Below are 13,042 nucleotides of genomic sequence, written 5' to 3'. Positions count from 1 at the left end.
AGCAAATAATTTAATAAAGCAATAGTTTTTTATCTTATCCCCATCCCAGTTATGTAATAGATAAAATATCCATCCACATTGAGAATATTAATACCAAATGCTTCAGGAAGCGGAACTTTTCCCATGTTTTTTAATGCTTCCACTGCTGCTCTGTCAAGCTGTGAGTAACCTGAACTACTCACAATGTTAATATTTGTAATAGTACCATCCTTAAGTATGGAGAACTTTATTCTTACAGTTCCCTGCTCTCCCCTCATAGCTGAATCCGTTGGGTACCGCCATACATTGTATAACCGCTGTTTAAATTTGTAGAAATATGATGTGTACTTCACCTCAAAACGGTTGAAATCCACCTCATCCTCTTTCTTCTGTTCTTTTTTTGCTATTTCATTTATAATATCTTTGGGATTTAAAATCTTTGATAACTGGTCTTTATTGAGAGATCTTTTTTCTTCGGAGGGTTTCTCTGTGGTTTTGATTGACTGATCCTGGGGCTTTATCTCTTTTACATCTTCTTTGGTGGGATTATGAGGTGTCTCTTTGGGTGTAATTTGGTGTTGTTCATCCTTTTTTTCTTCAACGACATTTTTTTGATCATTTTTCCCTAGCCCTTTTATTGGAGGAATTATTGGTGTTTCTTTTTTAGAAAAGCTATCAGGAATTATCTTGTTTGAAGGTTTTTGATAGGTGGGTTTTTTTAAGATACTGGGTTGTGGCTTTGGCAGAAACTTATCAGGTTGTTTTAATTGATTCTGATTTTTAGGTACTTTTTTTATAACATCAACATAGATAGGCTCTTTTTTTTGTTTGTCATCTTTTGATGGAAGCTTTATAGAATATAAAAAAATAAGGTGAACTACGAATGATATAACTAAAAAAAAATTTAATCTTTTCATAAACAATAAGAAAATAAACCTATTAAAAAGTTCAAAACGTGAAAAAAAAGGGGGTTAATGTCCCCCCATCTCCTGAGAAAGTTCTGTTAATACACCACTTACACTTTTGGGATGAACAAAAGCTATAAGCTTATTATGAGCCCCCATTTTGGGTTCATTATCTATCAATTGGCAACCCTGTGATTTTAACACTTCCAGGGCATTTTTTATATCCGAAACCTCATAAGCAATATGGTGCATACCTTCCCCTTTTTTCTCGATAAATTTTGCAATCGGACTTTCGGGACTGGTGGGCTCCAACAGCTCTATGTTTGATTCACCAACCCTAATAAAAGCTACCTTTACCTTCTGGGATTCAACTTCCTCAAAATGATAAGGGGAAACACCGATCGATTTATAAAACATTAATGCTTCATCAAGGGATTTTACGGCTATTCCTATATGATCTATCCTCTTTAACATAAAACCTCCTAACTTAAAAGTTTTGTTAAAAGTTCATTTACAATTTTTGGATTAGCTTTACCCTTGGTTTCTTTCATAATCTGCCCAACAAAGAAACCGATTAACTTTGTCTCACCATTTTTGTACCTTTCCACCTCTTTTGGTGAAGCTGATAAAACTTTTTTTACCACCTCTTCTAGGGCATTTTCATCAGCTATCTGTACAAGACCTTTTTCTTTTACCAGTTCCTTAGGAGATCTCTTTTCTTTTAAAATATCATCAAAAAGTAACTTTGCTATTTTAAGAGATATAACATTTTCGTCAACCAATGTAATAAGCTCACTCAAATGGGCGGGTGATATCCCAACTTCGTCTATCGAGCAGCCTTTTTCATTCATAACTCTCATAATCTCAGTTTGTATCCAATTGGATATCGCTTTGTAATTTTTTGTTAATTTTGAAGTTTCAAAGAAAAAATCCGATAATTTTTTAGAGGATACCAAAACTGATGCATCGTATTCCGGAAGATTGTAATCACTTATCAACATTGCCATGACTTTATCTGGCATGTCAGGTAGCGTCTTTTTTATTGAATCTATCATATCTTTTGTAACAACCACAGATACTAAATCCGGATCTGGAAAATACCTATAATCATGGGATTCTTCTTTGCTTCTCATTGAAATTGTTATCCCTTTATCCGGATCCCAGAGTCTTGTTTCCTGAACGATAATGTTGCCACTTTCTATTTCGCTTATCTGTCTTCTTATCTCGTAATCGATAGCTTTTTGAACATTTTTAAAGGAATTCATATTTTTTATTTCCACTTTAGTCCCAAATTCTCTTTGTCCCAAAGGCCTAACGGAAACATTTGCATCACATCTTAAAGAACCTTTTTCCATACTACAATCTGATACACCTGTATACTCAAGGATGAGTTTTAGCTTTTCCAGATATGCCTTTGCCTCCTCAGAGCTTCTCATATCTGGTTCACTAACGATCTCTATCAGTGGAGTACCTGTTCTATTGTAATCAACATAGCTGAAATTTGGATTGCCAAGATTTTCACCATGGATGAGCTTACCAGCGTCTTCTTCCATATGTATCCGGGTGATACCTATTCTTTTCACACCATTGTCAGTATCTATATCCACAAACCCATCCAAGCAGATCGGTAGTTCAAATTGTGAAATCTGATAGTTTTTCGGAAGATCCGGATAAAAATAGTTTTTTCTTGCAAATACAGACCTCTCCTGAATCTTGCAGTTTAGAGCAAGTCCAGCCTTTACGGTGTATTCCACCACCTTTTCATTTAGTACCGGCAAAACTCCAGGCATTCCCAGACATACAGGGCATACATTAGTATTTGGCTCTTCGCCAAAAGTATTTGGACATGAGCAGAATATTTTTGTGTTTGTATTTAATTGAACATGTACCTCCAATCCAATAACCGGTTCAAACCTCATATTAACTCCTCAATTTTTGCTTTTTTGTTATCCCAATATCCACTTTCTATTATTTTAACACCATCCATAGGTTTTGCACAAACAAAGCAGTATGCTTTAATCGGTTCATTTGCGGTTTCTGTATAAACAGTTATAATTTTTTTAATTTTATCGTTATATTGTGGCTCTAAAAACTCCAACAGCTGGCCAATATTGTATACATGTATAAGTTCACCAAAAACCTTATAACTACCCTTATCGTAAAATGTTGGATACCCTTTTCTAACACCAAGTGTACCAATTGTATAAGCAGGTTCGTTTTTTAATACAAATTTAGAAAAAAGTTGATAAAAGATGCCATCCGACTTCAAAGTACCATACAGGAATATCTTATCTATAAATATCGGTTTGAAAGGGTTGTCAGTCATAGCATACCTCTTTATTTTTTGAAACAATAAAGTAAAAAGGGTGATATGTCAATAGATACCCTTTTTCTGTTTTAAACTGTTCGTACAATTCACAAAAGGTTACGAAATTCCGTTTTGTCCACTGAACCTTTGCAACGCTGTTTACACCGGTGAGTTTCATATGTTTTAATACATCCCAGGGACTTTGAAAATAGAGACTTTCTTTTGTCTGATAATAAGTTATAATATTAAAATATCTACCTAATAAATCTAAATATTCGTTGAAAGTAAGATAATTCAGACCTACACCTGTAACTGCCTTTACCTCTTTAAGATTTTCCTCACCAAAGGTAGTAAAACATAAATAACCCTGAGGTTTTAGGCATTGATAAAGCTTCTGGATGAGTCGTTTAAAATCTTTTACCCATTGAAAAGTTGCGTTTGAAAAGATAATGTCAAATTTATAAGGTAGGTTAATCTCCTCTATATCACCTTCCAAAAAATCATATCCACCTTTGAATGAAATAAAATTATGTAAGTCATTTAAAAACAGTCTTTTATAATTGATCTTTTTTTGGATTAACCGAGTAAAAAGCCCAGTACCACATCCAACTTCCAAAACGTCATCAAACTTACAACCAACGTTCTTTTCAACCAATTCCATCAAGCTTTCTGCCATTTTTTTCTGAATTAAGGCGTTTTGGTCGTAAAATGGTGCTATCTTGTGAAAATTATTTTTAGACGTCAGCATCTATGATGTCATCCCATGATTCAAATTGATAAAAAGGGAAATGACCACCACTTACAAAGATCTGTTTAACCTCCCTTTGCCAGAAACTTATCTGATTAGATGGTGGAAATATCCTATCGTCTTCAGAAATTATAGCCTTTGTATAAATATTTTCCACTAAAATACCTGAATCAACTAAATTCTTAATGCTAATCAGCTCTGCTTTTGCCTTCTCGATATCGTACGAAAGATACTTATTTACTAGATCATAATTTTTCTCAAATACTCTTTTGTAAAACCTGTCAAGATTCTCATCAGACAGATTTTCCAGAGTACCATTAAAAATATTCACCGGTATTCCAAAAAAATCATCAATCGGTTTTAATGTCCCATTTATCGCAATTGCTTCGTTAAAGTATCTTTTATAACCCTTTAAAAGATCTGCTGCCGCAATTACTCCCAATGAAAAAGAGATTAAATACACTTTAAAATAACTTTCAATATCTTCAAAGAAAGATTCATCTATAGTGAAATCTCTATAATCATCGATAAAGAAAAGATCGTAATTGTTCATTTTTAAAAAATCAAAGAGTTCTTTATTCATCATGAAACCACTAAAAAATATGATAAGGTTTTCTTTTTTCCTTTTAACTCTTTCTATTTTCATAAGATACCTCTTTTTTTAATAATTCCACCAAATTATCTATATCTTCAGGAGAAATCAAGCTATTTAGCGAAAATCTTATTCTTGAACTACCATCAGGCACAGTGGGGGGTCTAATGGCCGGGGCTATAAAGCCATTACTTTTTAAAAAGTTGGAGATTTTCACTGTTGCTTCAGAATTACCAACGATATATGGTATTATGTAACTCTCACCTTTTGTATTAAAGGAGTTTTTCAAAAAACAATTTCTCATATAATTTGATATAAAGAAAAGCTTTTCTCTTCTATCCTGAAATTTATCCATATGTTTTAATACAAAAAAATTCCAGCATAAAACTACCGGAGGGAGAGCGGTGGTAAAAATAAGAGATCTTGAAAAGTTTGTAAGTAATTCACAAAATATCTCATTCGTAATAATTGCCCCACCAATGGATGAAAATGCTTTGCCAAAAGTAATGGCAAGGATATCAACATCCTTCAATACACACTGTTCGTATGATAACCCTCTGCCACCACCATATACACCAACGGAATGGGCTTCATCCACATACAAAAAGCAATCGTATCGTTTTTTTATATCCACCAGTTTTTTAATATCTGCCACATCCCCATCCATGCTAAAAAGCGACTCTGTCACTATAAACACATTTTCATACTGTTCACGGAACTTATTAAGATAGCTTTCTAATTCATCGTAATTTAGATGTTTGTATCTAAAATGTTTGGCATCTGATAGCCTCAACCCATCCACTATACTTGCATGGTTTAACTTATCTGAAAGGATGAGATCTTTTTTATCCGTCAAAGCCGACAACACACCTATATTCATGTGGTAACCGCTATTGTAAACTATGGTTTTATCCTTCTCAAAAAATTTAGATAGCTCTTTTTCCAGAGTACCATATATGTAATTATTACCTGACAACAATCTTGATGAAGCTGTTGAAAAACCAAGTTCATTGGGATCTAATTTAAAATTATCGTAAAAATCTGAAAGAAACTCTTTATCAACAGAAAGACCAAGATAGTCATTGGATGAAAAATTAACATACAGCTTACTATCATAATTGATAAATTTACCATCTTTTCCAGAGTAATTTTCCAGCTTCCTATAATTCCCTCTGGCCTTAACGGTATCGATTTTCTTAATTAATTTTTCAACCAAGCAAACCTCTCAAGTACTGTGTTGATAGTTTTTTTTGTTTTTAAAAAAATATTATCAATATCTTTCTTTTTCACCGTAATCGGCAATAGCCAGTATATTGTGTCCCCCAACGGTCTTAAAATAAGATTATTTTTTAGAGATTCTTTGTAAATCTGAAAACCTACCCTTTCTTTTTCCGGATAAGCCTTTCCCGTGTATGGATTTACGATATCAATGGCACCTATAAATCCTATATACCTCACATCCCCTACATATGGTTCATCTTTTAAGGAGCAAACCTTTTCATTAAAATAAATCATCCCTGATTTATATTTGGAAATAGGTTTTTTAATAAAATTTTCCAATGTACCAATAGCTGCTGAGCAGGATATGGGATTAGCCGTATAGCTGTGACCATGGAAAAATGTTTTATACGAAAAATAATCATCGTAAAAAGCTGAATATACATCTTCCGTAGTTACGGTAAGGGCAAGAGGTAGGTATCCACCTGTCAAACCTTTTGATAAACATATAATATCGGGAAAGATATCCACATGTTCAAATGCAAACATCTTCCCTGTTCTGCCAAAACCGGTTGCAACCTCATCGAAAATGAGCAATACTTCGTATTTATCACATAATTCTCTTATTTTTTTTAATACTTTGCCATTATAAACATTCATACCTGCGGCACATTGAATTAATGGTTCTATAATCATACCTGCAATATTATTGCTGTTCTCTTCCAAAACCTTTTCAAGCTCATCCATACACTCCGCATTGCATCCGGTATCTGCATTTAATGTCATTTTTTGTTTGTTAAATATACAGTTATAACATTTTGGTGATCTTATTTGATAAGAATTAAACATAAGTGGTTTATAAAGCTTATGATATAGATCTATACCCCCTACACTTACGGCACCAATAGTATCGCCATGGTAGCTATTTTCAAAAAAAACGAACTTTGTTTTTTCAACTCTCCCAATATTTTGCCAATACTGGAAGGCCATCTTTATGGCAACTTCTACAGCCGTTGAACCATTGTCAGAAAAGAAAAATCTGGACAGTTTTTCAGGTAAAAAACTTCTGAGCAATTCCACAACTCTTACTGCGTATGGATGAGTCATACCTGCAAAAATTACATGATCCAGAGAATTAAGCTGACTTCTAATCTTATGATTTATATGTTTGTTATTATGTCCAAAAATATTTGTCCACCATGAGGATACTGTATCATAGTAATAATTGTTGTCTATATCGTATAATTTTATCCCTTTACCTCTCGTTATTACGATATGATCCATTCCTTCATAATCTTTCATCTGTGTGAAAGGATGCCATATGTGCTCCCTATCTATTTTTAAAATATCATTTTTCTTCATGCCGCATCTCCTGATTTAGAAATATCATTTTTATGGCTTTTTATCAAGTGTTACTGTATAATTTTCTACCCACAAATCCAAAAAATTTTTCCTCATCAGTTATTTTTATGTCTATCTTTATGTAAGCTGTAATCTTTTTCATTTCATCATTCAATTTAACAAAATCTTTCTCAGTGGTGACTAAATAGTCTGCATCCGCTTTTCTTAGTAGATTAACCAGATTGTTGAAGTCTTTTATGGTATAGTTGTGATGATCAGAAAAACCTTTTTTATCTATTACATTCAATCCTTTTTTTCTAAGAAAATCGAAAAACTGTCTATTATTTGCTATACCTGAAAAAGCCACGAATCGAATATCTTTATCTATCAGTTCATCATTACCAAGAAACACCCCCTTCATTTCCACATCAGAAAAAAATACAGGCTTATTAACCAAAAATTTTTTAACCTTCTCAGGTACAACTTTTTCTCCACCTGTTTTGGTAAATAGAACAATATCTGCTCTTTTAATAGCTGAAGGCGGTTCTCTTAAATATCCAAATGGGAATACAAAACCTGTGGAAATTGGATTTTTATAATCTAAAAGAAGTAGGTCAAGATCCTTTCTCACATCCTTTCTATGGTATGCATCATCTAAAATTATTATATCAGGATTAAAAGTAGCATTTACAAACTCTACAACCGCTTTTCTATCTTTACCTGTTACGACGGAAGCTTTTTCCAGAATTTTTGCAATCATGTAAGGTTCATCAGCTGCATACGGTGGATGATAATATATCTTTTCACCATCGGAAATTACATTTATGGAATAACCTATTTTTCCTCTGTAACCTCTTGAAACAACAGAAACTTTTTTCCCAGAATCTAAAAAGTATCTTCCAAGTTTAATGACTACGGGGGTTTTTCCGGTACCCCCCATAGATATATTCCCTACAGATATGATCTTTGCCAATTAATTTCAACCATCCTGTTTTTTTTGGAGAAACTCCTTTATCCTATCAAAGATCTCTTCCGCTTCTTCCAGACCCCAGGCAACAGGTTTACTTCCGATAGCAACATACGGCAAAGGCAAGCGATTTTCCACGATGGTATTGACATCATCAATGTAATCCAGTACTTCTGGAGTTGAAATATCGATGTATTTAAGTTCAAATTTATCGGCACCTAAATAATTTGTAAGCAGTGCATCGACTTTGTTTGCCATTTCAAAATAAGGATCATCTTTCACCCCACAACCTGAGGGGAAATATGACGGTGCTCATCCAGATACAAAATCTGTACTTGTACCAAAAATCTTAATGATTAACTTTTCCATACTCTCTCCTAAAGCTTATTATCAGATTCACCATCACCATACATTGTAGGATAATTTCCGGTAAAACAAGCATCGCAAAAAGGTAAATTTTTTACACATTCATACATCCCTTTTAAAGATAGATACCCAAGAGAATCCGCAGTAATATACTTTTTTATCTCATCAATTGTATGGGTGGAAGCTATGAGCTCTTTTCTGGTCGGAGTATCTATACCATAAAAACAGGGGAATTTAGTAGGCGGAGAAGAGATCCTCATATGAACCTCTTTAGCCCCAGCCTCCCGAAGCATCTTAACAATCTTTCTGCTGGTGGTACCTCTAACTATTGAATCGTCCACCACCACCACCCTCTTACCTCTTATTATAGAGGGAACAGGATTCAGTTTGATTTTTACTCCGAAGTGTCTAATTGACTGGGATGGCTCAATAAAAGTTCTACCAACGTAATGATTTCTTATCAAACCATGCTCGTATGGTATTTTGCTTATTTCCGAATATCCAAGAGTAGCCACAACCCCTGAATCCGGTACCGGAATAACAATATCTGCATCCACTGGGTTTTCTATGGCAAGCCTTTTGCCAAACTCCTTTCTAATATCGTATACATATTTACCAAAGATCATCGAATCTGGACGAGCAAAATAGATATATTCAAAAATACAGGGTTTTGGTTCAACTTTTTCAAAAGGTTTCAAACTTTTGATACCATCATCGTCGATAATTACTAATTCACCCGGCTCCACTTCCCTGATGAACTCTGCCTCCACAAGATCCAGAGCCACCGTTTCACTTGCAAGAATATAACCACCCCTGATCTTCCCTAACACCAATGGTCTTACCCCCATAGGATCTCTTACACCTATCATCGAACTTTCTGTCATAAATATCAGAGAAAACGCACCTTTTAGAATGGATAATGAATCTATTATGGCATCTATCAAAGACTTTTTATTATTTTTAGCAATAAGGTGTATTATAATTTCACTGTCTGTGGTAGACATGAAAATCGATCCGGAATCAACCAATTCCTTTTTTATCTGGGAAGCGTTTACTATATTACCGTTGTGTACCAACGCTATTTTACCTTTATTTATTTCGGCAAAAATAGGCTGAGTATTGCTTAAATTATTTGCTCCTGTGGTGGAGTATCTGTTGTGTCCTATGGCTATGTCACCTTTTAGATCTTTTAATATCGAGTTTGAAAAGATATCCGCCACTAACCCCAAAGATTTATGTAGATAAAAATTGTGACGATCTGTGGAGCAGATACCTGCCCCTTCCTGACCCCTGTGTTGTAGTGAATACAAAGAAAGATAAACTAAATTTGCCGCATCCTTATCACCATAGACACCAGCAACACCACACTCTTCGTGAAATTTATCGAAAGTCATAAATTAACCATCACCCTTTTTATTAATGTTTTATATATGTATTTAGGAATATCTAAAGGAAGATTTATAATATTTTTTTTGTTATAGTTGACCACAATATTTCTTCCGGTGGTTTCACCTATTCTTGAGAATGGTAAGCTATAATACTTGAGTAGTTTCTCAACTTCCCTTGCATTGATCTTTTCCACTTCAAGGATAACCATCCCCTGTGATTCGCTAAATATGTAGAAGTCAGGCCTGATATCACCTTTTAAATTCACTTCGAATCCTATGTCATTTTTAAAAGTCATCTCCGAAAGTGCAACCACAAGACCACCTTCAGAAACATCGTGGGCGGCTTTGATTATCTTCTTTTTAGCTGCATCAACCATGAAGTCCACAAGATCTTTTTCGTAATATAAGTCTACTTCAGGAATCTTTCCCGCGACAGTATTATGTATAAAATTTAAATACTCGCTGCCACCTATTTCACCCCTATTAGAACCTACGAGATAAATGTAATTTTCAAGATTTTTAAACTCTGATGTTATAATATAGTCCACATCATCTATTACCCCGACGGCCACAACGGTGGGGGTTGGAAATATAGCCTTACCATCTGTCTCATTATAAAAGCTCACATTTCCGCTCACCACTGGTGTATTTAGTCTTTTACAAGCAGAAGCCATACCTTCTATAACATTTACAAATTGCCACATAATCTCAGGCTTTTCAGGATTACCAAAATTTAGACAATCAGTTATGGCAAGGGGTCTTGCACCACTCATTGCCACATTTCTACACGCCTCCACCACCGCTTGCATCCCCCCCATAAAACTATCCAAATAACAATATCTTCCATTACAATCTGAGGATATGGATATACATTTTTTAGAACCTTTAACCCTTATTACAGATGCGTCAGAACCTGGTAAAACTACGGTGTTTGTTTGAACCATGTGGTCGTACTGTTCATATATGTATTCTTTGGATGCGATGTTGGGACTTTCAAAAATTTTTATTAATACATCGTTGTAATTTTTAGGTTCTGGTATTGAGCTTATATCAAATTTTTTGAGTTCATCCACATAAGTTGGCTTTGTATAAGAACGATCATATATTGGAGCTTCATCTGATAATGGTGCAGCTTTGAGGCTGGCCACCTCTTCCCCATCCCAAAAAAGTCTTACGAAACCATCATCTGTAACTTCACCTATTACTTCTGCATCAAGATCCCATTTATCAAATATCTTTTTTATCTTTTTTTCAAAACCTTTTTTGGCCACTATAAGCATCCTTTCCTGAGATTCTGACAGCATAATCTCATAAGGATTCATTTCTTTTTCCCTTACGGGAACCCTGTCAAGATAAAGCTTCACACCGCTGCCAGCCCTTGAGGCCATTTCAAAGGAAGAACTGGTGAGACCAGCTGCTCCCATATCCTGGATACCCACGATATAGTCTTCCTGCATAAGTTCCAAACATGCTTCCAGAAGAAGTTTTTCTTTGAATGGGTCACCAATCTGAACATTCGGTCTTTTGGATGTGTCATCAGATGAGAATTCCTCACTGGCCATCGTTGCTCCATGTATACCATCTCTTCCGGTTTTCGCACCCACATATATTATGACATTGCCAACCCCTTCAGCTTTTGCATAAAATATTTTATCTTTTTTGACAATTCCTAAGGCAAAAGCATTGACCAGGGGATTTTTCTGATAAGATTCATGAAAGAATACTTCTCCACCAATGGTAGGAACACCAAAACAGTTCCCATATCCTGCTATCCCTGCCACAACACCTTCTAAGATATGTTTCGTTTCGTTGTTGTCCAATTTGCCAAAACGGAGTGAGTTCATCGCTGCAACTGGTCTTGCACCCATTGTAAAAACATCCCTCAAAATTCCTCCAACCCCAGTGGCAGCACCCTGGTAAGGCTCTATATAAGATGGATGATTATGACTTTCCACCTTAAAACATGCACATATATCACCATCTATTTCAATAATTCCAGCATTTTCCCCGGGTCCCTGGACAACCCATGGGGCAGATGTGGGAAATTTTTTAAGATGGATTTTGCTACTTTTATAACTACAATGTTCACTCCACATCGCAGAGATTATACCAAGCTCTATGTAATTCGGGATTCTACCTAAAATCTCTTTGGCTTTCTCAAATTCTTCAGGTTTCAATCCCATTTCTACCGCAACATCCACAGTAACCTTTGGGAATTTAAATTTATTGTAAACACTCATATAACACCTTTTTGAAGAAAGTTTTTTACCGAAGTAAAGATATGAATACCATCAACAGAACCAAGGATCTGCTCAGCTGCCCGCTCAGGATGAGGCATCATACCAAGAACGTTACCTTTTTTATTTACTATACCAGCAATATTATATGTGGAGCCATTTGGATTACTTTCATCATCCACGACGCCAGATTCAGAGCAGTATCTAAAAAGAATCTGATTATTATCCTTTAATTCTTCAAGCCCCTTTTCATCAATATAATAATTCCCTTCCGCATGAGCTATAGGTATTTTTAATACTTCACCTGTAGTATAATAGGAAGTAAAAGGTGAATTGATACACTCAACGGTGATATTAACATATTTACATATAAATTTTAAGTTCCGATTTCTGATAAGTGCCCCTGGCAGAAGCCCTGATTCAGTCAAAATCTGAAAACCGTTGCAAATACCTATGACAAGACCGCCATTTTCTGCAAAATCTACTATAGAATCCATGATGGGAGATTTACTTGCTATTGCCCCACATCTTAAGTAATCCCCAAAAGAAAAACCACCAGGTAAAACGATCAGATCATATTTTTTTAGTTTTTTATCTTTATGCCATATAAAAGATGTATCAAAACCAGCAATCTCTTTTAATACGTAAAAGCAGTCATAATCGCAATTTGACCCTGGAAAAACCACAACTCCTGCTTTCATCATTTTTCACTCACGTAGTTTATGGTATATTCTTCTATGATAGGATTTACGAGTAACCTTTCGGTGAGCTCTTTGATTTTGTCATCATACTTTCTTACTTTGTCGAATTCTATTTCAATCACTTTACCCACTCTAACATCTTTGACAAAGTCATATCCAAGTTTTGATAAAGATCCCAGTACAGCCTGTCCTTGAGGATCCAGCACAACATCTTTTAATCTAACAGTTACGATAGCTTTCATGCAATCTCTCCTGAAATTAGATAGTAATTATTCCTAAACTGATAAATAGT

At 34.9% G+C, this 13,042-nt stretch carries 14 protein-coding genes; all 14 read right to left on the bottom strand.

Features of this window, described 5'->3' with window-relative positions:
* Window positions 1-29: 29 nt before the first annotated feature.
* Window positions 30-896, bottom strand: coding sequence for an energy transducer TonB (locus ACP5Q2_RS02975; RefSeq protein ID WP_428097080.1), 867 nt, complete (start codon window positions 894-896; stop codon window positions 30-32).
* 54 nt (window positions 897-950) lie between these two features.
* Window positions 951-1,358 (bottom strand): methylmalonyl-CoA epimerase, encoded by a 408-nt coding sequence (mce, locus tag ACP5Q2_RS02970; RefSeq protein WP_424605663.1) that lies wholly within the window; start codon window positions 1,356-1,358, stop codon window positions 951-953.
* An 8-nt stretch (window positions 1,359-1,366) separates the two neighbouring features.
* Window positions 1,367-2,803 carry an Asp-tRNA(Asn)/Glu-tRNA(Gln) amidotransferase subunit GatB gene (gene gatB / locus ACP5Q2_RS02965; RefSeq protein WP_428097076.1) on the bottom strand — a complete coding sequence of 479 codons (1,437 nt, stop codon included), beginning with the start codon at window positions 2,801-2,803 and terminating at the stop codon, window positions 1,367-1,369.
* Window positions 2,800-3,210 (bottom strand): gamma-glutamylcyclotransferase family protein, encoded by a 411-nt coding sequence (locus tag ACP5Q2_RS02960; protein WP_424605665.1) that lies wholly within the window; start codon window positions 3,208-3,210, stop codon window positions 2,800-2,802. Before ACP5Q2_RS02960 ends, gatB begins: the two co-directional genes overlap by 4 nt.
* Complete coding sequence (gene bioC, locus ACP5Q2_RS02955) at window positions 3,203-3,940, bottom strand: malonyl-ACP O-methyltransferase BioC (protein WP_428097073.1); 738 nt, start codon at window positions 3,938-3,940, stop codon at window positions 3,203-3,205. Before bioC ends, ACP5Q2_RS02960 begins: the two co-directional genes overlap by 8 nt.
* A complete protein-coding gene (locus ACP5Q2_RS02950) occupies window positions 3,927-4,586 on the bottom strand; it encodes a DUF452 family protein (RefSeq protein WP_428097070.1) in 660 nt (219 codons plus the stop codon). Before ACP5Q2_RS02950 ends, bioC begins: the two co-directional genes overlap by 14 nt.
* Window positions 4,567-5,748 carry an aminotransferase class I/II-fold pyridoxal phosphate-dependent enzyme gene (locus tag ACP5Q2_RS02945; protein ID WP_428097067.1) on the bottom strand — a complete coding sequence of 394 codons (1,182 nt, stop codon included), beginning with the start codon at window positions 5,746-5,748 and terminating at the stop codon, window positions 4,567-4,569. Before ACP5Q2_RS02945 ends, ACP5Q2_RS02950 begins: the two co-directional genes overlap by 20 nt.
* Complete coding sequence (gene bioA / locus ACP5Q2_RS02940; RefSeq protein WP_428097064.1) at window positions 5,733-7,112, bottom strand: adenosylmethionine--8-amino-7-oxononanoate transaminase; 1,380 nt, start codon at window positions 7,110-7,112, stop codon at window positions 5,733-5,735. The genes ACP5Q2_RS02945 and bioA overlap by 16 nt, the downstream gene beginning before the upstream one ends.
* 43 nt (window positions 7,113-7,155) lie before the next feature.
* Window positions 7,156-8,064 (bottom strand): tetraacyldisaccharide 4'-kinase, encoded by a 909-nt coding sequence (gene lpxK / locus ACP5Q2_RS02935; RefSeq protein ID WP_428097061.1) that lies wholly within the window; start codon window positions 8,062-8,064, stop codon window positions 7,156-7,158.
* A 6-nt stretch (window positions 8,065-8,070) separates the two neighbouring features.
* Window positions 8,071-8,340, bottom strand: a complete 270-nt coding sequence (locus ACP5Q2_RS02930; protein WP_424605671.1) for a hypothetical protein — start codon at window positions 8,338-8,340, stop codon at window positions 8,071-8,073.
* Window positions 8,341-8,435: 95 nt separating this feature from the next.
* On the bottom strand, window positions 8,436-9,818 hold the full coding sequence (gene purF, locus ACP5Q2_RS02925; RefSeq protein WP_428097058.1) for an amidophosphoribosyltransferase: 1,383 nt from the start codon (window positions 9,816-9,818) through the stop codon (window positions 8,436-8,438).
* On the bottom strand, window positions 9,815-12,052 hold the full coding sequence (purL, locus tag ACP5Q2_RS02920) for a phosphoribosylformylglycinamidine synthase subunit PurL (protein ID WP_428097055.1): 2,238 nt from the start codon (window positions 12,050-12,052) through the stop codon (window positions 9,815-9,817). Before purL ends, purF begins: the two co-directional genes overlap by 4 nt.
* Window positions 12,049-12,750, bottom strand: a complete 702-nt coding sequence (gene purQ, locus ACP5Q2_RS02915) for a phosphoribosylformylglycinamidine synthase subunit PurQ (protein WP_424605749.1) — start codon at window positions 12,748-12,750, stop codon at window positions 12,049-12,051. Before purQ ends, purL begins: the two co-directional genes overlap by 4 nt.
* Window positions 12,750-12,992: a phosphoribosylformylglycinamidine synthase subunit PurS gene (gene purS, locus ACP5Q2_RS02910; protein WP_424605674.1), complete on the bottom strand. Its 243-nt coding sequence runs from the start codon at window positions 12,990-12,992 to the stop codon at window positions 12,750-12,752. Before purS ends, purQ begins: the two co-directional genes overlap by 1 nt.
* Window positions 12,993-13,042 lie beyond the last annotated feature (50 nt).

Source organism: Calditerrivibrio sp. (assembly GCF_049968475.1).
GTDB lineage: Bacteria > Chrysiogenota > Deferribacteres > Deferribacterales > Calditerrivibrionaceae > Calditerrivibrio > Calditerrivibrio nitroreducens_A.
Note: the sequence above shows the minus strand (reverse complement) of the source record. Positions and strands in the feature narration are given on the sequence as shown.

Bases quoted from the DNA above. Each gene is read 5' to 3' on its own strand.
- ACP5Q2_RS02975 (WP_428097080.1), bottom strand. From the start codon at position 896: ATGAAAAGATTAAATTTTTTTTTAGTTATATCATTCGTAGTTCACCTT.
- mce (WP_424605663.1), bottom strand. From the start codon at position 1,358: ATGTTAAAGAGGATAGATCATATAGGAATAGCCGTAAAATCCCTTGAT.
- gatB (WP_428097076.1), bottom strand. From the start codon at position 2,803: ATGAGGTTTGAACCGGTTATTGGATTGGAGGTACATGTTCAATTAAAT.
- ACP5Q2_RS02960 (WP_424605665.1), bottom strand. From the start codon at position 3,210: ATGACTGACAACCCTTTCAAACCGATATTTATAGATAAGATATTCCTG.
- bioC (WP_428097073.1), bottom strand. From the start codon at position 3,940: ATGCTGACGTCTAAAAATAATTTTCACAAGATAGCACCATTTTACGAC.
- ACP5Q2_RS02950 (WP_428097070.1), bottom strand. From the start codon at position 4,586: ATGAAAATAGAAAGAGTTAAAAGGAAAAAAGAAAACCTTATCATATTT.
- bioA (WP_428097064.1), bottom strand. From the start codon at position 7,112: ATGAAGAAAAATGATATTTTAAAAATAGATAGGGAGCACATATGGCAT.
- purF (WP_428097058.1), bottom strand. From the start codon at position 9,818: ATGACTTTCGATAAATTTCACGAAGAGTGTGGTGTTGCTGGTGTCTAT.
- purL (WP_428097055.1), bottom strand. From the start codon at position 12,052: ATGAGTGTTTACAATAAATTTAAATTCCCAAAGGTTACTGTGGATGTT.
- purQ (WP_424605749.1), bottom strand. From the start codon at position 12,750: ATGAAAGCAGGAGTTGTGGTTTTTCCAGGGTCAAATTGCGATTATGAC.
- purS (WP_424605674.1), bottom strand. From the start codon at position 12,992: ATGAAAGCTATCGTAACTGTTAGATTAAAAGATGTTGTGCTGGATCCT.